Annotated in this window: 18 protein-coding genes and 1 other RNA gene; all 19 read right to left on the reverse strand. The window is 45.6% G+C overall.

Annotated features, from left to right (window positions below; genetic code table 11):
* A partial coding sequence (locus CAG60_RS16640) for a hypothetical protein (protein ID WP_237667768.1) occupies nt 1-266 on the reverse strand: 266 nt, incomplete at its 3' end.
* 107 nt (nt 267-373) lie between these two features.
* The gene (gene dapB, locus CAG60_RS08950; protein ID WP_161438784.1) at nt 374-1,183 is read right to left on the reverse strand and encodes a 4-hydroxy-tetrahydrodipicolinate reductase; all 810 of its coding nucleotides are present in this window, start codon (nt 1,181-1,183) and stop codon (nt 374-376) included.
* 92 nt (nt 1,184-1,275) lie between these two features.
* A complete protein-coding gene (gene mutT / locus CAG60_RS08955; RefSeq protein WP_161438771.1) occupies nt 1,276-1,674 on the reverse strand; it encodes an 8-oxo-dGTP diphosphatase MutT in 399 nt (132 codons plus the stop codon).
* Between the two features lie 71 nt (nt 1,675-1,745).
* Entirely contained in the window at nt 1,746-4,457 is a 2,712-nt protein-coding gene (secA, locus tag CAG60_RS08960) for a preprotein translocase subunit SecA (protein ID WP_154169103.1), read from the reverse strand.
* 451 nt (nt 4,458-4,908) lie between these two features.
* Entirely contained in the window at nt 4,909-5,826 is a 918-nt protein-coding gene (gene lpxC, locus CAG60_RS08965) for a UDP-3-O-acyl-N-acetylglucosamine deacetylase (protein WP_161438772.1), read from the reverse strand.
* A gap of 95 nt (nt 5,827-5,921) precedes the next feature.
* Nucleotides 5,922-7,136, reverse strand: a complete 1,215-nt coding sequence (ftsZ, locus tag CAG60_RS08970) for a cell division protein FtsZ (RefSeq protein ID WP_154169105.1) — start codon at nt 7,134-7,136, stop codon at nt 5,922-5,924.
* Nucleotides 7,137-7,166: 30 nt separating this feature from the next.
* Nucleotides 7,167-8,429: a cell division protein FtsA gene (gene ftsA, locus CAG60_RS08975; RefSeq protein WP_161425113.1), complete on the reverse strand. Its 1,263-nt coding sequence runs from the start codon at nt 8,427-8,429 to the stop codon at nt 7,167-7,169.
* 14 nt (nt 8,430-8,443) lie between these two features.
* A complete protein-coding gene (locus CAG60_RS08980; RefSeq protein WP_040904680.1) occupies nt 8,444-9,202 on the reverse strand; it encodes a cell division protein FtsQ/DivIB in 759 nt (252 codons plus the stop codon).
* Nucleotides 9,203-9,380: 178 nt separating this feature from the next.
* Nucleotides 9,381-10,844 (reverse strand): UDP-N-acetylmuramate--L-alanine ligase, encoded by a 1,464-nt coding sequence (gene murC / locus CAG60_RS08985; protein ID WP_004395948.1) that lies wholly within the window; start codon nt 10,842-10,844, stop codon nt 9,381-9,383.
* Between the two features lie 3 nt (nt 10,845-10,847).
* Nucleotides 10,848-11,924: an undecaprenyldiphospho-muramoylpentapeptide beta-N-acetylglucosaminyltransferase gene (murG, locus tag CAG60_RS08990; RefSeq protein ID WP_161438773.1), complete on the reverse strand. Its 1,077-nt coding sequence runs from the start codon at nt 11,922-11,924 to the stop codon at nt 10,848-10,850.
* Nucleotides 11,911-13,098, reverse strand: coding sequence for a cell division protein FtsW (gene ftsW, locus CAG60_RS08995; protein ID WP_115152693.1), 1,188 nt, complete (start codon nt 13,096-13,098; stop codon nt 11,911-11,913). The genes murG and ftsW overlap by 14 nt, the downstream gene beginning before the upstream one ends.
* 5 nt (nt 13,099-13,103) lie before the next feature.
* Nucleotides 13,104-14,435 (reverse strand): UDP-N-acetylmuramoyl-L-alanine--D-glutamate ligase, encoded by a 1,332-nt coding sequence (murD, locus tag CAG60_RS09000; RefSeq protein ID WP_161438774.1) that lies wholly within the window; start codon nt 14,433-14,435, stop codon nt 13,104-13,106.
* A gap of 18 nt (nt 14,436-14,453) precedes the next feature.
* Nucleotides 14,454-15,536 carry a phospho-N-acetylmuramoyl-pentapeptide-transferase gene (mraY, locus tag CAG60_RS09005; RefSeq protein ID WP_004395952.1) on the reverse strand — a complete coding sequence of 361 codons (1,083 nt, stop codon included), beginning with the start codon at nt 15,534-15,536 and terminating at the stop codon, nt 14,454-14,456.
* On the reverse strand, nt 15,533-16,894 hold the full coding sequence (locus CAG60_RS09010) for a UDP-N-acetylmuramoyl-tripeptide--D-alanyl-D-alanine ligase (protein ID WP_161438775.1): 1,362 nt from the start codon (nt 16,892-16,894) through the stop codon (nt 15,533-15,535). Before CAG60_RS09010 ends, mraY begins: the two co-directional genes overlap by 4 nt.
* Nucleotides 16,891-18,378, reverse strand: a complete 1,488-nt coding sequence (gene murE, locus CAG60_RS09015) for a UDP-N-acetylmuramoyl-L-alanyl-D-glutamate--2,6-diaminopimelate ligase (protein ID WP_161438776.1) — start codon at nt 18,376-18,378, stop codon at nt 16,891-16,893. The genes CAG60_RS09010 and murE overlap by 4 nt, the downstream gene beginning before the upstream one ends.
* A gap of 36 nt (nt 18,379-18,414) precedes the next feature.
* Entirely contained in the window at nt 18,415-20,148 is a 1,734-nt protein-coding gene (locus CAG60_RS09020) for a penicillin-binding transpeptidase domain-containing protein (RefSeq protein WP_154169115.1), read from the reverse strand.
* Nucleotides 20,145-20,462 carry a cell division protein FtsL gene (gene ftsL, locus CAG60_RS09025; RefSeq protein WP_154169117.1) on the reverse strand — a complete coding sequence of 106 codons (318 nt, stop codon included), beginning with the start codon at nt 20,460-20,462 and terminating at the stop codon, nt 20,145-20,147. The genes CAG60_RS09020 and ftsL overlap by 4 nt, the downstream gene beginning before the upstream one ends.
* Nucleotides 20,463-20,471: 9 nt before the next feature.
* Nucleotides 20,472-21,422, reverse strand: coding sequence for a 16S rRNA (cytosine(1402)-N(4))-methyltransferase RsmH (gene rsmH, locus CAG60_RS09030; protein ID WP_004395957.1), 951 nt, complete (start codon nt 21,420-21,422; stop codon nt 20,472-20,474).
* Between the two features lie 185 nt (nt 21,423-21,607).
* Nucleotides 21,608-22,001, reverse strand: an RNA gene (gene rnpB, locus CAG60_RS09035) — RNase P RNA component class A.
* Between the last annotated feature and the right edge of the window lie 69 nt (nt 22,002-22,070).

Raw genomic sequence — 22,070 nt, forward strand, 5'->3', positions numbered from 1 at the left:
ATTCTAAAGTTCACACTAATCCCTGTCAACAATCGTTGATAAATTAAATTTTTATTTATCAGCTTGCCAACAAAACTAACACCAAAGCCATCAAAACAACACTTTTCTCTCCACTTTATGGCTAATAATGATGAAATAAATAAAAACCGTGGAAAATACGCCGTATAAAAAATCACTAAAAAACCAAAAACAAAAGCAAACGATAAACAAGGGATAAAACAAACAAAAATTGAGCCTACAAAACAAAAACCAATCAAAACCTTCATTTTTAGACACTAACAATCAATAAAAAGGCTTTTAGAAAAAGGGAAACACGGGCGTTTAACTTGGGTAAAAAAAATGCGCCAACCTAAGTCAGCGCATAATTATGTAATTAAAGCTCATTCAAATTGAGCACATCGGTCATCGAATAAAGTCCAGCGGGCTTATCGGCTAACCAGATAGCCGCTTTGACGGCCCCATTAGCAAAGGTCATGCGATCGGTCGCTTTATGAGTGATTTCTACTCGCTCACCGATATCGGCAAACATTGCTATATGTTCACCGACAATATCTCCGGCACGAATTGTGGCAAAACCGATTTCATGACGAGCCCTCTCGCCAGTGATCCCTTCACGTGCATAAACCGCAACATCACTGAGATTATTTCCCATCGCGTGAGCAATCGCTTCTCCCATACCAATCGCCGTTCCAGAGGGAGCATCCACTTTATAGCGATGATGAGCTTCAATGATCTCGATATCGCAATAATCCCCCATCACTTGGGCCGCTTTTTCCAATAACTTAAACACCAAGTTAACCCCAACGCTGTAGTTCGGAGCCATGACTATTGAGATCTGTTGCGCGGCAAGCTTAATTTGCGCTAACTGAGACTCATCAAATCCAGTTGTACCAATGACTAATTTTTTATGGTGTTTTTCGCACAGTTCAATATTGGCTAACGTACTAGAGGGAGCAGTAAAATCAATGATCACATCGAAATCATTCACGGCTTGCTCTAAGTTATCAACTAAAGCAACATCAAAGCGTCCTTCTCCACACAACTCTCCAATATCAACACCGACGAGTGAAGATTCTGGACGCTCAGAACCTGCACCGACGATAGTATTGGGGTTATAATAACTTGCCTTGACGAGATTGCGTCCCATACGACCAGCTGCACCTGCAATCGCAATTCTTATCATTGCTTCTTTCTCCATTTCTCATTCCATGGTTCGCGATAGACGATTTATCCATTGCTCTTAAACTAACAACTATCCTCGATGCTGGCTAGCACTTAGAGTAACTCTTTCATCACTCGCTCAACAATCCCCACATTAGCTTCAGGGAAGGAATGGCGAGCTAATTCACTGATCGCTACCCATTTACCTTGTTGACCTTCTTTACCAAAAGGCTGTCCCTCAAAATGGGTCACTAGCATAAAATCGAACATTAAAGCTTTATCAGGGTAATCAAATTCAAGGTGTTCAAACAAGGTCTGCTCGGTAACTGTGATACCAATCTCTTCATGCAATTCACGACCTAAGGCTTGCTCGATACTTTCACCGGCTTCAACCTTTCCTCCGGGAAACTCCCATAAACCACCTTGATGTTTATCATCAGGACGTTTCGTTATATAAATCTGTGAGCCTTCAGAATTAACAATAATCCCAGCAACGATATGAATGCGTTTCATGCGTTTTCCCATACGATATAGATTTAAAAAAAGAGTCGCCTAAGCGACTCTTTTTACTGGATTAAATAAAATTAATCAATTTTACCATGGCACTGTTTGTATTTTTTACCACTGCCACAAGGACAAGGTTCGTTACGTCCCACTTTGCGCTCTTCACGCACCATCGGATGATGTCCATCGTCTTTGTTTTGGTTATCGCTACTTGCATGTTGAGCTTGAGCACGACGAGCAACTTCTTCTGCTTGAGCAATACGTTGAGCTTCCATACGTTCCACTTCATCTTGCTGTTGCACGCGAACTTTCGACAAAATAGCAATCACATCGGATTTTAGCGAATCAAGCAAACCTTCAAACAGTTCAAACGATTCACGCTTATATTCCTGTTTTGGGTTTTTCTGCGCATAACCACGTAAATGGATCCCTTGACGTAGATGGTCCATAGCTGCGAGATGCTCTTTCCATAACGTGTCCAGTGTTTGTAACATGACTGATTTTTCAAAGTTACGCATGACTGAAACGCCAACCGCTTGCTCTTTCTCTTTGTACACGGTAGCTGCTTGTTCCAGAATCCGTTCACGCAACGCTTCTTCATAAAGCTTATCATCTTCATCTAACCAAGTTTGAATCGGTAGAGAAAGATCAAAGTCATTTTTCAAGCGCTCTTGCAAACCTTCGATATCCCACATTTCTTCTAACGATTGTGGTGGGATGTAGGTATCAATCACCGAGTTAAACACATCAACACGATTGTGCTCAATCATGTCACTGATATCATCGACTTTCATTAGCTCATCACGAAGCTCATAAACCACTTTACGCTGATCATTGGCTACGTCATCGTATTCCAGTAGCTGTTTACGTATATCAAAGTTACGACCTTCAACTTTACGTTGCGCCTTTTCAATTGAGCGAGAGAGCATTTTACTTTCAATCGCTTCGCCTTCATCCATGCCACTCTGAATTAAGCTCGCCATACGATCTGAAGTAAAGATGCGCAGCAAACTGTCTTCCATTGAGAGATAGAAACGCGAAGAACCCGCATCACCTTGACGCCCAGAACGACCACGCAACTGGTTATCAATACGACGAGATTCATGACGCTCGGTACCAATAATATGCAAACCACCGGAGGCTAAGACTTGATCATGCACTTTTTTCCACTCAGCCTTGATTTGATCAATCTGCTCTTGAGTTGGGTTATCTAACATCTCAACGTGTGCTTGCCAACTCCCACCGAGGACAATATCCGTACCTCGACCCGCCATGTTAGTTGCAATGGTGACCGCGCCAGGTTTACCTGCATCGGCAACAATTTCTGCTTCTTTCTCATGAAACTTCGCATTCAGCACGTTGTGCTTGATCTTGGCTTTTTTCAGTGCATTAGAAAGTAGCTCTGATTTTTCAATCGAGACCGTACCAACCAGTACTGGCTGACCCTTTTCTACTCGATATTTAATATCTTCAATGATAGCGGCAAACTTTTCTGCTTCGGTGCGATACACTACATCCGGCATATCGTCACGAACCATTGGTTTATTGGTTGGAATAACCACCGTTTCCAAACCATAAATCGACTGAAACTCGAAAGCTTCTGTGTCAGCAGTTCCCGTCATACCAGATAATTTTTCATAGAGACGGAAGTAGTTCTGGAAAGTAATCGAGGCTAAGGTTTGGTTCTCATTTTGAATTTTGACCCCTTCTTTCGCTTCAACGGCTTGATGTAAGCCATCAGACCAACGACGTCCTGGCATCGTTCGTCCGGTATGCTCATCAACAATAACCACTTCACCATCATCGGTAACAATATAATCGACGTTTTTCTCAAATAAGACATGTGCGCGCAGTGCCGCATTCACATGATGCAATAAGCTAATATTGGTCGGAGAATATAAGGTATCCCCTTCTTCCATTAAGCCATTACGAATTAACAACTCCTCAACAAACTCCTGTCCAGTTTCGGTCAGATAAACCTGCTTGGATTTTTCATCCACGGTATAGTGACCATCACCACGATAATCTTCAGAGTCTTCTTTATCTTGCTGTTGGAGATTAGGAATCAGTGTATTAATTCGTGTATATAATTCAGAGCTATCTTCAGCAGGGCCAGAGATGATCAATGGCGTACGCGCTTCATCGATTAAGATCGAGTCCACCTCATCCACTACCGCAAAAAAGCGTTCACGTTGAACTCGGTCTTCCATACGGAAAGCCATGTTATCGCGCAAGTAGTCAAAACCGAATTCATTGTTGGTGCCGTAAAGAATATCGGCAAGATAGGCTTGTTTTTTCTCATGAGGTGGCATATTCGGAACGTTAATCCCAACGGTCATGCCCAAAAACTCAAATAAAGCACGGTTGGTTTCCGCATCACGTTTAGCTAAGTAGTCATTGACGGTAACGATATGTACGCCCTTACCCGCTAACGCATTAAGATAAGCGGGTAATGTTGCGGTGAGTGTTTTACCTTCACCAGTACGCATTTCGGCGATTTGCCCAGCATTGAGTACCATACCACCAATTAATTGCACATCGAAATGACGCATGCCAAACACACGCTTAGAGGCTTCACGTACCGTAGCAAAGGCTTCGGGTAACAGTTGATCTAACGATTCTCCCTGCTCAATACGCTGACGAAACTCGATAGTTTTCGCTTTTAGCTCATCATCAGAAAGCGCCGTAAATGCAGGTTCAAAGTTATTGATCTCTTTAACAATTTTTCTTAAACGGCGCAAGGTTCGGTCGTTGCGACTGCCAACCACCTTTGTCAGTAGCTTAGTTATCATTTTTTATGTATCTCTCTTTACTTGGATCGTCCCGATCTGCTTTAAATATTTCCAGTCTCTCTCTATCTTCAACTAAGGATACTGAGATAAATCATGTCCCTTGGATATTGTGCTGAAGATGTTTATTTTCAAGACACTAAGCCAATTAAGTCATGCTCAGTGTAAGGATTTTTCTCGATAATCATCAATGGTCATAGCACCAAAGGCGTAAGATACCATTTTACTTAATCAGAACGAAGTCTGTTATGGCAACTAAACGCCATTAACATAGTCATCGCGATTCCAATCTCAAGCGGCAAAATGTGATTAAGTACCCTAAGAGGCAACTTATTACCGCCGTTCTTCTAATAGATTGCCGCTTTAGATAACCATAAAATAGGTAGGATGCTGTTCAAGATGAGTAATAAATAAAAAAGCCAGACTGAGTCTGGCTTTTTTATTTATTCGTCGTTTATGCGATAACCATATTCGGCTCAGCGAAAGCAACCGGAGATCCTGCTTCTTCTTCGAATGTTGCCCATTCCCACGCTTCTTGGTCAGCCAATAGCGCACGAAGTAACTGGTTATTTAGACCATGTCCTGATTTGTAAGCTCTGAACTCACCGACAATCGCATGGCTACACATGTAAAGATCACCAATGGCATCCAACACTTTATGTGTGACAAATTCGTTAGCAAAACGCAAACCTTCTTCGTTCAGAATACGGTAATCATCAAGCACGATAGCACAATCAAAACTCCCACCGAGGCAGAGGTTTTGAGATTGTAAATATTCGATGTCACGCATAAAACCAAACGTTCGAGCGCGAGAAATCTCTTTTACAAAACCTTGCGAAGAGAAATCAAACACGAGATGTTGCTCGTCACCATCAATCGCTGGATGATTAAACTCGATCTCAAAATCCATTTTAAAGCCATTGTGGGGACGTAACTCTGCCCATTTGTCTTCATCTTGGAAACGTATTGGCTTTTTGATACGAATGAAACGCTTAGGCGCGTTCAGTTTTTCAATACCAGCCTGCTGCAATAAATATACAAACGGGCTAGCACTGCCGTCCATAATAGGAATTTCCGGAGCATCTACTTCAACAATAACATTGTCGATTCCCATGCCAGCCAAAGCCGCATTGAGATGCTCAACGGTTGAGATACGAATACCATCGTCATTCACTAATGCTGTACATAGCATAGTATCTCGGACTGATGCTGGATCAGCAGGAAAATCAACAGGTGGATTAATATCAGTACGGCGATAAATAATACCCGTGTTTGCAGCAGCAGGGCGAAGAGTAAGCGTGACTTTACGACCAGAGTGAAGGCCCACTCCAGTTGTTTTCACTATTTCTTTCAGAGTACGTTGTCTGATCATCTACTTGCCTCTATTTCGATGCCACAAAGCTCGACCGATAAAAACCGACCGACATCTTACCAAAATTTTGAACGGTGTCAAATTGTGGCGCTATTTTAATCAGCCTGACGACGTAAAAAAGCCGGAATATCCAAATAACCGCTCTCTTTTTCTGGCTTAGGTGCCGTACTTTGGCCTGCAGAAGAAGCACTACTCGTCGTTGATGCTGACTGAGTTTTCACTTCTACCTTTTCCTGCAAAGGCTGTGCCATTCTCTCTTCCACTTTAGCCGCCGAAGCAACGTTCTGTGGTTGAGCAATGGCGGTGGTTTTCGGTTTGCTACCACCAGCAACTAATGTGATATCTGGCTTTCTCTCGTTACCAATACCGGTTGCTACGACTGTTACACGAATTTCATCGGCCATGTCTGGATCAAGTGAAGTACCAATTACGACTGTCGCATTGTCTGATGCAAAAGCTTTAACCGTGTTACCCACCGTTTCAAACTCATCAAGACGCATATCCAAGCCAGCCGTAATATTAACCAGTACGCCACGAGCTCCTGCTAGATCGATGTCTTCTAGAAGCGGACTTGAGATGGCCATTTCTGCCGCCTCTTCTGCTCTATCTTCACCTCTAGCCACACCGCTACCCATCATGGCATGACCCATTTCAGACATTACTGTTCTTACATCAGCAAAGTCGACGTTAATCATACCTGGACGAGTAATTAACTCAGCGATGCCTTGTACGGCATTTTTAAGTACGTCGTTCGCGCTGGCAAAGGCTTCAAGTAGAGTAATACCACGACCCAATACTTTGAGCAGCTTCTCGTTAGGGATGGTAATTAAAGAATCAACATGTTTCGATAGTTCTTCAATCCCTTGCTCCGCAAACGCGAGGCGCTTTTTACCTTCAAAGCTAAATGGCTTGGTCACTACAGCAACCGTTAGAATGCCGAGTTCTTTTGCCACTTCTGCAATCACCGGAGCAGCACCAGTTCCAGTACCACCACCCATACCAGCGGCGACAAATACCATATCGGCGCCAGAGAGAATTTCTTTAATTCTTTCTCGATCTTCAAGAGCAGCATCACGACCCACCTGCGGGTTAGCACCCGCGCCGAGTCCTTTAGTAATGTCACCACCAATTTGGATAACCGTACTGACATTGCTTTTACGAAGTGCTTGCGCATCTGTATTGATACTGATGAATTCCACGCCTTCGATGGACTCACGCACCATGTGTTCTACAGCGTTACCGCCACCACCACCCACTCCAACGACTTTGATTACCGCATCGTCAGACATTTCCATCATCGGTTCAAACATGTGTTATCTCCGTTTTTCCTGCTTATCAGGTTAAAACTCTTTTTGTATCCAATTACGCAAGCGGCTGAATAAACTCGATACTGATTGGCGCTTAGGCTCTTGATAATCAGTGTCATCATTTATTTGGCTATCTCTTGCGTAATGAAGTAAACCCACCGCCGTAGAATGATACGGCTCTTTTACATAATCGGTTAGACCACTCACTTCGAGCGGTTTCCCCACCCTAACTTGATTACGGAATACTCGCTCTGCACAGTCGACTAATCCTTCAATTTGCGCGGCACCGCCAGTCAATACCACTCCGGCAGCGAGATGGTGTTTAATACCATCTTTGCGCAACTTATCTTGCACCGTGTCGATGATCTGATTCACTAACCCCATTAACTCAGTGTAGCGAGGCTCTATCACTTCCGACAAGGTTTGTCTTTGTAAACTTCGTGAGGGACGTCCACCAACACTCGGAACGTTAACCGTATCATCCTTGCTCACCAGTTCACTTAATGCGCAACCATATTTTACTTTGATCTCTTCAGCATCGCTCACCGGCGTACCAAAAGCAAACGCAATGTCACTCGTCACCGCATTACCAGCATAAGAGAGCACTTCAGTATGTCGTAACGCCCCACCCGTCCAGATAGCAATATCCATGGTACCGGCGCCAATATCGATCACACAGACACCAAGTTCACGCTCATCTTCGGTGATCACCGCATGACTAGCGGCTAATCCTGAATACACTAACTGTTCAACTTTTAGCCCACAACGTTCCACGGCTTTAATAATGTTTCGAGCCATATCGTTGTGGCAGGTGATCAGGTGGACGCTCACTTCCATACGAACCCCTGATAATCCTAGTGGATTTTTAATCCCTTCTTGATAATCAATGGTAAATTCTTGAGGAATAACATGTAAAATCCGTTGTTCTTCGCCAATTTTAATCGATTTGGCAGTATGGATTGCTCGATCCATATCGTCTTGGGAGACTTCTTCATCAGAGATGGTTCCCATGCCTTTCTCTATACGGCTTGCAATATGTCGGCCAGATATAGATAAAAAAACGTGACTTATTTGGCATTCTGCCATTAATTCAGCTTGATCGACGGCGCGTTGTACCGATTTGACGACGGATTCCAGATCGTTAACGCCGCCTTTATCCATACCTCGTGATGGGCTACTGCCCGCACCGATGATATTAATTTGACCGTCAGGTAGGATCTCACCGACCAACGCGGACACCGTTGCGGTACCAATATCTAATCCAACTACAATGCTATCATTGGCCGATTTCGTCATTTAAACTCTCTTTGTCACTCTTGCTCTGAGAACCAACCTACTGCGGCACCTGTATCGTATCTGAGATCGATATAACTGACTCGCTCAGCATCTTGCCCTAATCGCTTATAAAGTAGGAAAAAACGGGCAATACGCTCATCTAATGACTCTTTACCTAATTCTAAGCGGATACCATTATCCAAAATAATTTGCCAAGCACGGCGCTCATTCAATAGTAGGGAAGAAATATTTAACCCTAACGCTTGAAACTGTGGATTATATTGTCGCCACACAGCGAGTACTTGCGGGCCACTGTCATCGGGGCCATACAATTTAACATACTCTTGTTTTACCGCGGCGATATCGCCATTGAAAACCTTACCTTTATCGTTGAGCAGTGCATTACCATTCCAAATCGCAGCCACTTGATGTTCGGTTAAAAAAACCTTAATGGTGTCTGGCCATTGTTTACGAATAGAAGCATGCGCAACCCAAGGGATCGCTTGTGCTCGGCTCTGTAAAACATCAATATCTTGCGACATAAATGTGCCAATATGGTCTAACTCAGCAAAGGCGCGCTGGACATCGAGTGTCGAAACATAATGTAAATCGCCCTGCAAGACTAATTGGGAAAGGGGCAGACGATGCTCATCCCACATCCAACTGATCGTTGAGTACAACAAAGCGCCTATCAACAGCAGCACCATCAGGAAAAAGCACCCTGAAGCGGTATGCTGTTTCACTTGAGATGAAGTGGATAAGCGACGACTTTCGGTTAACACATGGTTAATCAAAGTCCGATGATCCTGATGTCGACTAGCAATGTGATTCCCTATATCGTTGCTCAATAAAGGTAAAAGCACTGACGTTAACCCTCGAATTATACTGAGCCGATGAAAAGTATCAAATACTCAAGTAAAGAAATCGGTGCTTAATGGTCATTTATTTGCCATAAGTGCTCAGTTATGCAACTTATAGACACTGTTGCATCTGCTCAATATCCAATTTCAGTGCAGCAAGTTGTTTGGCTATTTTACCAATATCACCCGCACCTTGCGTCAATACTAAGTCACCATCTTGCAGAATATTGGCTAAAACTGCAGGTAATGCTGCACTATCTGGAATAAAGATCGGATCTATTTTTCCACGGCGGCGAATCGTTCGGCACAATGAGCGTCCATCAGCTCCAGCGATCGGCTTCTCTCCTGCAGAATAGACATCCAACATCAGTAAAACATCGACCTGCTCAAGTACATGAGCAAAGTCATCGTACAGATCACGCGTACGGGTGTAACGATGAGGTTGGAAAATCATCACTAAACGTTTTTCTGTCCAACCATTACGAGCAGCCTTAATGGTTACATCAACTTCAGTAGGGTGATGACCATAATCATCCACTAACATAACATGGCCATTACCTGTGGCAAACTCACCTAAGTGGTCAAAACGACGCCCAGTGCCTTGAGTACTCGCCATCGCACGTAAAATCGCATCATCGTCAATATCATCTTCACTGGCAACGGCGATCGCGGCAGCCGCATTTAATGCATTATGTCGACCAGGAATATTTAAGGTAATCGCCAGATCCGCCTTATCTTGGCGCAGCACGGTAAAATGACCTTGCTGACCTTGTTGGTGGTAATCGGCAATCCGCACATCGGCATCCTCCGAAAATCCATAAGTAATCACATGGCGACTGATACGAGGGATAAGCTCTCTGACTACCGGATCGTCAATGCATAATACCGCTTGCCCATAAAAGGGCAGATTATGTAAAAAATCGACAAACGTCTGCTTAAGGGTTTCAAAATCACCACCATAGGTATCCATATGGTCAGCTTCAATATTAGTAACAATCGTCACCATCGGTTGCAGATGTAAAAACGAAGCATCACTTTCATCCGCTTCAGCAATTAATATCCGACTCGACCCCAAACGTGCATTAGTTCCTGCACTTTTTACCAATCCACCGTTGACAAAAGTCGGGTCCAGACCCGCTTCAGAGTAGATTTGCGTGACTAAAGCCGTCGTCGTGGTTTTACCATGCGTTCCAGCCACAGCAATACCGTGTCGAAAACGCATTAATTCAGCGAGCATTTCTGCGCGTCGTACGACAGGAATTCGTTTTTCTCGAGCGGCAATGATTTCAGGGTTTTGCTCATTAATTGCCGTTGACACGACAACCACACTTGCTTGCGATACATGTTGTGCTTGGTGACCAAGATAAATCGTTGCCCCTTTGTTAGCTAAACGCTCAGTCACCGCATTACTCGATAAATCAGAACCAGTTATATGATAGCCTTCATTGAGTAGCACTTCTGCGATGCCACTCATTCCCGCGCCGCCAATGCCAATAAAATGAATACACTTTACTCGACGCATTTCTGGAACAAGGGCACGAATTTGCGCCAAGTCTTGAGTATGTTTAATTGTCATTGATTATTTCTCATGTTTATCTGCAGTGATGGCGATAATCGCCTCGGCAACCACTTTATCCGCATTCAGCTTAGCCGCTTGTCTGGCTTGCTTAGCCATCGTCAACAATTGTGATCGATCGAGATTGGCGATGGTACTCGCTAATCGTTCGCTGGTCAGTTCAGGTTGTTCGATCATTAACGCCGCGCCACTTGAAACAAGATGATCCGCATTAAGCGCTTGCTGACGATCTTTATGCATAAAAGGAATAAAAATAGCCGCCACTCCCGCGGCTGACACTTCGGAAACGGTTAACGCACCAGAACGACAAACGACTAAATCAGCCCATTGATAAGCATCTGCGACATCATCAATAAATTCCGTCACCTCAAACTGAGTACAACCTAAATCTGTGTAAGCTTGCTCGACTTCAGAATGATGATGTTTACCCGCTTGATGGCGTATGTGGTAACCGTCACCCAAGATTGCCATGACCTCTGGCAGGGTTTGATTTAAGACCTGTGCACCTTGACTTCCACCCATGACCAAAATCCGAATCGGACCTTGTCGTTCCGCTAAGCGCTCTGTTGGTTCAGCAATTTGAGTGACATCCGTTCGCACAGGGTTACCCACTACCGAAGCATCACTGAACGCACCAGGAAAAGCTTGGAATACCTTAGTGGCTATTTTCGCTAGCCATTGATTGGTTAAGCCTGCGACAGCATTTTGTTCATGGAGAATCACCGGAATCCCCTGCAACCAAGCAGCAATCCCACCAGGTCCACTGACGTAGCCTCCCATTCCCAATACCGCATCAGGCTGCCACGCTTGCAAATGACGGCGCGCTTGGCAAACAGCATTTAAGATTTGCCATGGCGCTTTTAGTAAACGCAATACACCTTGGCCGCGTAACCCTTTAACGCGAATAAAGTCAATCGCAATGCCATGCTTGGGAACCAGTTCAGCTTCCATGCGATCAGCAGTACCTAACCAACGAATCTCCCAACCTTGTTGTTGGAGCTGTTTTGCCACCGCCAAGCCGGGGAACACATGTCCCCCAGTGCCACCAGCCATGACCATTAAACGTTTATTTTTCTTCATGATGTCTATCTTTTCTTCTATCTTGCAAACGACATTCGTGATCAATTCTTAATAAAATCGATACCGCGACGGACATAACAATCAAGCTTGAACCGCCGTAACTGATCAATGGTAGCGTTAGCCCTTTGGTAGGCACCATGCCTGAAGCGGCGCCGACGTTAACTAAGGTTTGAAAAGCAAACCAAATACCAATCCCAAACGCCAAATAACCACCAAATTGCTGATCATGTTCAAAGGCTTTTCGACCAATCAACATCGCCTTAAGTACCAAACTAAAAATCAACATCAGTACTAAGCTAACGCCAATAAATCCTAACTCTTCGCCCATTACCGCAAAAACAAAGTCGGTATGGGCTTCCGGTAAATATTCTAATTTTTGAATCGAGTTACCCAGACCTTGGCCCCACCATTCGCCACGACCAAAGGCCATTAAGGATTGAGTGAGCTGATAGCCACTGCCAAAAGGGTCTTCCCACGGGTCAAGAAACGAGGTAACACGACGAATACGATAAGGCTCTGCCGCAATCAAACCAACCACGACTAACACGCCTGCGACGACTAATGCCAAAAATTGAGATAATTTAGCGCCAGCAATAAACAACATGCCAAATAACGTAACTAGCATGACAATCACTGTACCTAAATCTGGTTGCAACAGCAGCAGCACCGCTAACGCGGCAAAGACCATGATCGGTTTCATGAAGCCACCAAAAAAAGTGGCGCGCACTTCATCTTGTTTGCGAACCAAATAGCTAGACATAAAAATAAATAGCGCTAGCTTAGCCACCTCTGCAGGCTGGAGATTAAACAAACCAAGTGGGATCCAGCGTGAGGCCCCATTAACCGATTTACCCGCGACCAAAACCACAATCAGCAATACAAAGGCGAGGGCAAGAAACACCGAGCTATAACGCATCCAACGCTCAACCGGGATCTGCAAAATAATCGCCGATGTCCCCAGAGCTAAAATCAAAAAAATCCCATGCCGAAACATAAAGTGAAAGGGTTGATCGGTTAAACGAGAGCTGATCGGAAAAGAAGCCGACGTTACCATGACAAGGCCAATCAACATCAATCCTAACGCAAGCCAAACTAACTGCCGATCAAACAGCGCTGTCGGTGACGGTGTTTTTAGCCAATGAACGAAAGCGCTTAGCGTGCTTGAGATGGACACAGAGATTACCTTTTTGTATAGGCGTAGTGTTTAGCTAGCGCCGCGAAAGCGTCTCCCCTAGCCATAAAGTTGTTAAACTGATCAAAGCTGGCACAAGCCGGAGAGAGTAAAACCATATCCCCCGCTTTCAATTGCGGATGAATCTCTTCAAGGATCGCGGATAAACTTGGGTAGTACCGCGCTGAAGGGTGTAATGGCATAAATTGTTGCCCATCAACACCAAAACAGCATAATTTAACGGGTAACGTCGCCAAAACAGGCTTCAAAGGAGTGAAGTCAGCACCTTTTCCTACGCCACCAACCAGCAAATAAAGATCACCGTCTACCGCAAGGCCCGATAAGGCGGCCAAGGTACTGGCTAAATTAGTCGCTTTAGAATCATTGACCCAGCGAATGCCATCATACTCTACAACCAGTTGGCAACGGTGTGTCAATCCAGTGTAAGACTTTAACGCCTCTAATGCGTGGGTATACTCTATATTTAGGGCGTCTAAGAGTGCGAGAGCCGTTAAGGCATTAGCGATATTATGTCGCCCAACAAGGCTCAGTTGAGAAACCGCCAGCACAGGCGTACCTTTAACCGATAAATATTCCTCACCCTGATGTATCTCTAGCGAGTAATCGGCAGAATTCGCTAAACCAACACTGAGTATTGGCCCTGAAAAGTCATCCGGTGGCGTTTGTCGATCATCAGCATTAATCACCGCGGTTTTGGCATGATTAAAAATACGTAGCTTGGCTTGGCGATACTCTGCCATTCCAGAGTAGCGATCCATATGATCTTCGGACAAATTTAAAAATGCCGCCGCAGCTATTGATAAATGATCCGTCGTTTCCAACTGAAAGCTCGATAACTCTAAAACATAGAGATCAGCCGCTTCCGCTAATAGATCGAGCGCGGGCACACCAATGTTGCCCCCTACCGCCGTTTTCACGCCCGCCGCTTTCGCCATTACTCCAGTTAAGTCGGTCACCGTACTTTTACCGTTCGATCCAGTAATGGCAATCACTGGCTTATCAACATGCCAAGCAAATAGCTCAATATCACCAACAACAGGAATACCAGCAGCAAGCGCTTGCTGTATTTCAGGCGTCGCCAATGCAATACCCGGATTGGTGACAATCAAATCCGCGTCGAGTAGCCAGTCCATATGCCAGCCACCACAGTGCAAAGCGACGTCCGGTTGCAAAGACTCTTGACCTGGAGGCGAGAGTCGAGTGTCAATAACCTTAACCTGAAGCGCGGGGTGATAGCGACGTAAATAATTGACCACTGAAAGGCCAGTAATGCCTAGCCCAACCACCACAACTTGCTGAATGTCTTGCCAACGATCCATGACTCTTGCCTCTACGGATTAGCGTACTTTTAAGGTCGCTAGACCAATCAAAACTAGCACAATAGAAATAATCCAAAAACGCACAATCACTCGCGGCTCTGGCCAGCCTTTCAATTCATAGTGATGGTGAATGGGTGCCATTCTAAAAATACGCTGACCACGCAATTTATAGGAACCGACCTGCAAGATAACCGAGATGGTTTCCATCACAAATACCCCGCCCATGATCACCAATAACAGCTCTTGTCTGACCAAAACTGCGATAATACCGAGGGCCCCACCCAAAGCTAATGAGCCGACATCGCCCATAAAAACTTGCGCTGGATAAGTGTTAAACCATAAAAAGCCAAGGCCTGCGCCAACAATGGCGGTACAAACGACAACCAGCTCTGAGGTATAAGGAATATGGGGGATATGCAAATAATTGGCAAAATTGACATTACCGGTTGCCCAAGCAATGACCGCAAAAGCAGCAGCGACTAAGATGGTCGGCATAATCGCTAATCCATCTAATCCATCCGTTAAATTTACCGCGTTACTGGTACCAACAATCACAAAGTAAGTTAATACGATATACAGTAAGCCAAGCTGTGGCATCACATCTTTGAAGAAAGGCACAACTAACTGAGTGGCTGCGGTATCGTGACCATGGGCATAAAGAGCAAAAGCGACCACGAGAGCAATAACCGATTGCCAAAAATACTTCCAACGCGCAATCAAACCATCGCTATTTTTACGTACCACCTTACGATAATCATCAATAAAGCCAATGACTCCAAAACCTAACAGTACCGCCAATACGGCCCAGACATAAGGATTACTTAAATTGGCCCACAGTAACACCGTGATACTGATCGAGGCTAGAATCATCACTCCGCCCATGGTTGGCGTACCACGTTTGCTAAAATGCGACTCAGGACCATCATTACGAACCACTTGGCCAATTTGCAGCACCTGAAGACGCTTAATTAATCTTGGTCCCATCCAAAGAGATAAACTCAATGCGGTCAAAATACTTACAATGGCCCGAAAGGATAAATATTCAAACAAACGAAAGAATGAAAAATAGGGCTGGAGTAACTCCGCAAGCCAAATAATCATGAGAATTTCTCCTTAAGTGCAGCAACAATCTTACTCATACCTGAACTGTTCGCTCCTTTCACTAACAACACATGAGATTGAGAGGCGCGAACTTCGAGTTGCTGCTCAATAAACGTCAGCATGTCTTGATGCGTTGAGAAGTGCTGTCCCTGACACTGTTGGCTGATCACTCGCGCATCCTCTCCATACGTCAAAACATAGTCAAATTGGAATGGGGCAGCATGTTCACCGACTTGTTGGTGAAGTGCAAGACTTTCTGTGCCTAATTCCGCCATATTACCTAAAATTAACCAACGGCAACCGGAGAAAGAGGCCAGCAGTTCAATCGCCGCTTTCATGGCCGGAACGCTTGCGTTATAACTGTCGTCAATCAGGCGAATCATCGGTGTTAACAGGCTAACGTCAACTCGCCCCTTCACAGCAGATAACTGGGCAAGTCCAACGGCTACCTCTTGTATACTCGCGCCCATCTCCATCGCTAATGCGCTAGCAGCTAGCGCATTACTAACATTATGTTGACCTATAATGCCTAATGTTACGGGCTGTTCACCTTGCGGAGTATGCAAGGTGAAACTGGCTTCTCCCGCTTGATTTAACGCTATTTGCGAGGCAAAAAAGTCAGCGTTCTGCTGGTTAACGGAAAAGGTTTTGACTTGTTTATCGGCTAGTACCTTACTCCATAGCTCACCGCCATGGCTATCCAAGTTAACCAGTGCCGTTTTCCCTGGAGCGAGACCTTGATAAATCTCTCCTTTGGCTTGTTTCACGCCATCAATCGAGCCAAAACCTTCCAAATGAGCTGCAGCAACATTATTAACTAACGCGACATCTGGCTTAACCAACTGGGTCGTATAGGCAATTTCACCAATATGATTGGCACCCAATTCAATCACTGCAAAATCATCTTCTCGGCTCGAACGAAGTAAGGTGAGTGGCACACCGATATCATTGTTAAAATTACCGACGGTATACAACACCTGACCTTTAGCACTTAAAATACTAGCGACCATCTCTTTGACTGTGGTTTTTCCACAGCTTCCAGTAATCGCGATGGTTGGCGTTTGGCACTGTTGATGAACCCAACACCCCAGTTGACCTAACGCTTGTTTGGTATTGCTGACGACAATTTGCGCAACGTCCACCGCGAGAGCACGCTCAACCAGCAATGCTTTAGCGCCCGCATCTATCGCTTGCTGCGCAAACTGATGAGCATCAAAACGTTCACCGACTAAAGCGATGAAAAGCCCTTCAGGCTCAATCCGACGCGTGTCGGTTGAAACAGACGAAATAATGCTATCCGCGCCCAGTAATTGACCTTGTACTACGTGGCTGATCGTCGATAATTGAGTGCTGATCATACGGTTAACCCTAAAAGTTGTTGAGCTGACTCTCTGTCAGAATAATGAACGGTTTGATCGGCCAGTACTTGGTAATCCTCATGCCCTTTGCCCGCTAACAAAATAATATCATCGGCATTGGCATGAGTCAGAGCATACTGCAGAGCCTGATAACGATTATGCTCAATGTGCGCTTGAGCATGGCTTAATCCTGCGAGCATATCCTGTACGATAGCGTGCGCAGACTCACTGCGCGGATTATCGTCAGTAAAAATGATTTCATCGGCAAATTGTTCGGCGATCGCGGCCATCATTGGGCGCTTACCGGTATCACGATCACCACCACAACCAAAAATAACCCACAGTTGCCCCAAACAATGAACACGCAAAGCGCAAAGCGCTTTCTCTAACGCATCAGGCGTATGTGCATAATCGACAACCACTTTCGCTTTGCCCGGTGCGCTAAATAGCTCCATCCGTCCTAAGACAGGCGTTAACTGCGGCGCAGTATCCAGCAAAGCTGGCTTGCTAAACCCTAAACTTAATAACGTGGCCAACGAAAGTAGCAGATTACTAGCATTAAACTCACCGATTAAAGGGGCGTGTAAGTGGCCTACTCCCCAACTGCCATCAAAGGCTAAGTGAATACCTTGCTCGGAATAGCTGACCGACGTCGCCCATAAGCAACGTTCTGTCTCCGGCTGTTGATACAATGATACCCCAACTAGCCCCGGCCATTGATGAGTCGCCCATTGTGCACCGACCGGATCATCAACATTCAAGATCGCTTGCTGACAATCATGTTCAGTAAATAATGATTGCTTCGCGTTGGCGTACTCTTGCATCGTACCGTGGTAATCAAGATGGTCGCGACTTAGGTTTGAAAAAACCCCTGCGATAAAGGGGAGAGCTTTGACTCTTCCTTGAACCAAACCATGAGAAGAGACTTCCATGGCGGTATACTGGGCCCCTTGCTCCGCCAGTTGACGTAACGTAGCCTGTACTTCCAATGCATTGCCAGTGGTATTGAGCGCTGGCTGTAATTGATTTAAAAAACCATTGCCTGTGGTGCCCATCACGGCGGCACGCTCTCCCATCAATTCGAGCCATTGAGTGATTAATTGACTGATGGTCGTCTTACCATTGGTTCCGGTTACGGCGATCACTCGGTTAGCATGATCGGCATAGAAACGACCCGCTAATGCCGATAAATGCTCATCCAACGACGCTAAATAGATGATCGGTTTGCTATCGATATCGCTCACCGTACCATGAGGATGGTGTGCATCGGCTTGGGCTAATACGAGATTAGCGCCACGAGCCAACGCATCGGCGATGAACTGTCGCCCATCAACAGCATGCCCGGCAACCGCCACAAACGTATCGCCTGGTTGTATTTTCCGACTATCGAGCTGCAAGTGCTGAATGGTTAACGAATTGAGTTGCGGATCATCAATCTTCATCCATGGTGCAAGCAATGTGGGTAAACCTTGAGTTATCTTCATGTCGATTTCATTTTTTCATTTTGATTTGAATAAACATTAGCGTTGAAAACGATTCTCATCAGGTGCGACATTTAAGATTTGTAACGCCCCTTTGATTATTTCAGCAAACACTGGACCAGCAACAGCGCCACCATAGTAAGTATCCCCTTGCGGCTCATTAACCATGACCACTAGAGCAATACGAGGGTTACTGACCGGAGCGACCCCAGCGGTGTAAGCGAAATACTCGTCACTGTATCCTCCAGCGACGGCTTTACGTGATGTCCCCGATTTAGCGGCAATCCGATATCCCGGAACGGCAGAACGAACCGCGGTTCCTCCCGGTTGAGTGACGGTTTCAAGCATCTCTAATACTTGTCTGGCGTATTTTTCGTCTACGACTCGCTGAGATAAGTCTTGACGATTACTATCAATCAGATAAATCGGCTGATAGACACCAAGATTGCCTAATGTCGCATAGGCATGCGCTAATTGGATCGGCGTCACCGATAAACCATAACCATAAGCTAATGTGGCAATTTCAAAAGGAGACCAGCGGCGGCGATTAGGGAAAATACCACTGCTTTCTCCGACAAGATTGAGCCCAGAAACCTCACCAAGCCCAACCGCACGATACATATCTAAGGTATCTTCTAAAGGCATATCCAGCGCCAATTTAGCCACACCGATATTACTCGACTTTTGTAAAATCACCTGCAAACTGGCTTTTCCAACCCGAGAAACATCTCGCACTCGGCTCCCACCGACTTGCATGATGCCATTACCCGTATCGATAATGGTATTTTCATCGGCCGTTCCATTCGCTAACGCCGCAAGGACGACAAACGGTTTGACGGTTGACCCTGGCTCAAACGCATCGGTTATCACTCGATTGCGCATTTGAAAACTTTGCCAATCGCTACGATTATTGGGGTTATAAGAGGGTGCATTCACCATCGCTAGCACCGCTCCGGTTTTTACATCAAGCATCACCGCGGAAGCGGAAGTGGCACGATAATCGGCCATTGCTTGTTTTACCGCACGAAACGCAATAGCTTGCAAACGCTGATCAATGGTCAATTGCAGGGGTTTGCCTTCTTCCCGCTGTTCGAGGGCTATATTTTCAACCACACGACCATAACGATCTCTGCGGATAATGCTCTTGCCTGCCTCACCGGTCAGCCATTTATCATAGCTACGTTCAACCCCTTCCAAACCATGGCCATCAATTCCGGTCACGCCGATCAGATGTGCACTGACTTCTCCTGCCGGATAATAACGACGTGATTCTGATTTGAGGCCAACCCCAACCAGTTTAAGCTCGCGAATGTACTTAGCCATTGCCGGACTGACTTGGCGCTGCAAGTAAACAAAACGTCGCGTGCTGTTATCTTGAATTTTTTGCAGCATCGCTTGCCTATCTAGCCCCAACACATCGGCTAATGCGTGCCAACGTTCAAGTTCGTTAAAGCCACCCTCTCTAAAAATCACTAACGGATCCGCCCAGACCGCTTCGACCGGTACGCTCACCGCGAGCGCCTCACCATTTCGATCAGAAATAATCCCACGTGCTGAATGTAAGGTCAGCGCACGAATCGAGCGTAAATCACCTTGTCGGATCAAATTGTCCGGTTCAATCACTTGAATAAATGCGAGCCGAGCAATCAATAAACCAAATATCAGCACCACAAACGAGAGTAATAAATATAAACGCCAGTGGATCAAAACTGGCGGAGTTGACTTGGTCGGTGAGCTAGCGGCTAGCGCTTTTTTGGTCGGCTGTTTACTCATTTAAGCTTAATCACTACTTCTTTATCAGCATCTGGACGCTTCATCTCTAATTCACGGCTGGCGACATCTTGCACTCGACTATGCTCAGACAGCGCTGTCTCTTCTAAAATCAAATTACGCCACTCATTATCCAGATAGTCACGTTGCTGCATGGCCTCATTTTTTTCGGCAATCGCTTGACGAGTATGATGAGTGGTAAATACCACGCCCATCGCAGTGGCAAAAATCATTAATAACAAACACAGAGGCCATCGACCGACGGTAAACAGGTCAATCACAATTAACTTGGCAAGGTTTGGCTTAGAGACAGACATAGTGAATAATTACAACTTTTCTGCAATCCGTAGCACTGAGCTACGAGAACGCGGATTAAGCGCCACTTCGTGATCGCTTGGCTTAATCGCTTTACCGATCGCTTTTAACTTCGCACTACCTAAGGCTTTAATTTGATCTTGCGTGAGTGGTAAACCATGTGGGACATCGGGCCCTTTACTCTCTTTGCGGATAAAGCGCTTAACCATACGATCTTCTAATGAATGGAAACTGATCACCGATAAACGTCCTTGCGGTGCTAAAATCGAAGCGGCTCCTTGCAAAGCAATATCAATTTCTTCTAATTCACTGTTAATGTAAATACGGAAAGCTTGAAAAGTCCGGGTCGCGGGGTGTTTTTTTTCTTTAAAACTTTTTGGTGCCGCTTCCGAAATTAACTTCGCTAACTGACTGGTTCGAGTCAGTGGCTCGTTGTCTGGATTGTCACGATGAGCAACGATCGCTTTAGCAATCCGTCTTGCATGCTTATCTTCGCCAAATTCACGAATCACCCAAGTAATATCATCCAATTCTGCGGTTAATAGCCACTGCGCGACCGAAACTCCTGAATTGGGGTCCATACGCATATCCAACGGACCATCTTTCATAAAACTGAATCCGCGTTCAGCATCATCGAGTTGTGGTGATGACACCCCTAAATCAAATAACACGCCATCAACCTGACCCTGCAGGTTATAACGCTGTGCGTATTCTGCAATACCAGAAAAAGGGCCATGAATAATCGTAAACCGTGGATCATCAATTTTACTCGCCTCAGCGATGGCCTGAGGATCACGATCAATACTGTATAAGCGCCCTTCTGGACCTAATTGAGCTAATATAGTGCGGCTATGACCACCTCGGCCAAAAGTCCCATCGATATAAATACCATCCGGTTTGATCGCTAACCCATCGATGGATTCATGAAGCAGTACAGATACGTGTTGGAAAGATTCAGTCATAATATTCTCGTTTCGCTGAACAAAGCGCGATTGATGCTTAGTTAGTGTACCGTTTTCACACTCGACCGCTACCCATAAGCATAGACAGGACGTGACATTGCGCTAAGTTTAATGGTTTTGCTATCAGCTAAGTCAATAAAAAGCAAAAAACCCATCATAACCGCGAAGCTATGATGGGCCTGAAAAGGTGGAGTCGACATATAAGCCGGGTTCTGTTCCGCTTGCGCGGCGGTAGCCATTCCTCTAGGCCAGCAATCGCTCACTGGCTCAAGCAACCTACCCGCCTCCTAACGCGAGCAACGTTATGTGGAAGCCTATTTGGTCTTGCTCCGGGTGGAGTTTACCTTGCTACGAACTGTTGCCAGACGCACGGTGCGCTCTTACCGCACCCTTTCACCCTTACCTGATCCCCAAAGGGCCATCGGCGGTCTTCTCTCTGTTGCACTTGTCGTAGGCTTGCGCCCCCCAGGCATTACCTGGCACCCTGCTCTATGGAGCCCGGACTTTCCTCCCCCTTATCAGTCTCCCTAACACAAGGTTAAGGGACGTCAATAAGGCAGCGGCTACCCAGTCAACTCCGGTCACGGATTCTATAGATAAGCGTAGAGGCTGTCTAGCAACAATCTCTAACCCGTCTATAATTCGACG

The organism is Vibrio sp. V33_P6A3T137 (assembly GCF_009904835.1).
In the GTDB taxonomy this organism is placed as follows: domain Bacteria; phylum Pseudomonadota; class Gammaproteobacteria; order Enterobacterales; family Vibrionaceae; genus Vibrio; species Vibrio metschnikovii.

Coding starts and splice junctions, on each gene's coding strand:
- ftsA (WP_161425113.1), bottom strand. CDS start 8,429: ATGACGAAATCGGCCAATGATAGCATTGTAGTTGGATTAGATATTGGT.
- ftsZ (WP_154169105.1), bottom strand. CDS start 7,136: ATGTTTGAACCGATGATGGAAATGTCTGACGATGCGGTAATCAAAGTC.
- murG (WP_161438773.1), bottom strand. CDS start 11,924: ATGAAGAAAAATAAACGTTTAATGGTCATGGCTGGTGGCACTGGGGGA.
- mutT (WP_161438771.1), bottom strand. CDS start 1,674: ATGAAACGCATTCATATCGTTGCTGGGATTATTGTTAATTCTGAAGGC.
- dapB (WP_161438784.1), bottom strand. CDS start 1,183: ATGATAAGAATTGCGATTGCAGGTGCAGCTGGTCGTATGGGACGCAAT.
- secA (WP_154169103.1), bottom strand. CDS start 4,457: ATGATAACTAAGCTACTGACAAAGGTGGTTGGCAGTCGCAACGACCGA.
- murD (WP_161438774.1), bottom strand. CDS start 14,435: ATGGATCGTTGGCAAGACATTCAGCAAGTTGTGGTGGTTGGGCTAGGC.
- mraY (WP_004395952.1), bottom strand. CDS start 15,536: ATGATTATTTGGCTTGCGGAGTTACTCCAGCCCTATTTTTCATTCTTT.
- rsmH (WP_004395957.1), bottom strand. CDS start 21,422: ATGACTGAATCTTTCCAACACGTATCTGTACTGCTTCATGAATCCATC.
- CAG60_RS09020 (WP_154169115.1), bottom strand. CDS start 20,148: ATGAGTAAACAGCCGACCAAAAAAGCGCTAGCCGCTAGCTCACCGACC.
- lpxC (WP_161438772.1), bottom strand. CDS start 5,826: ATGATCAGACAACGTACTCTGAAAGAAATAGTGAAAACAACTGGAGTG.
- CAG60_RS09010 (WP_161438775.1), bottom strand. CDS start 16,894: ATGATCAGCACTCAATTATCGACGATCAGCCACGTAGTACAAGGTCAA.
- ftsL (WP_154169117.1), bottom strand. CDS start 20,462: ATGTCTGTCTCTAAGCCAAACCTTGCCAAGTTAATTGTGATTGACCTG.
- murE (WP_161438776.1), bottom strand. CDS start 18,378: ATGAAGATAACTCAAGGTTTACCCACATTGCTTGCACCATGGATGAAG.
- murC (WP_004395948.1), bottom strand. CDS start 10,844: ATGACAATTAAACATACTCAAGACTTGGCGCAAATTCGTGCCCTTGTT.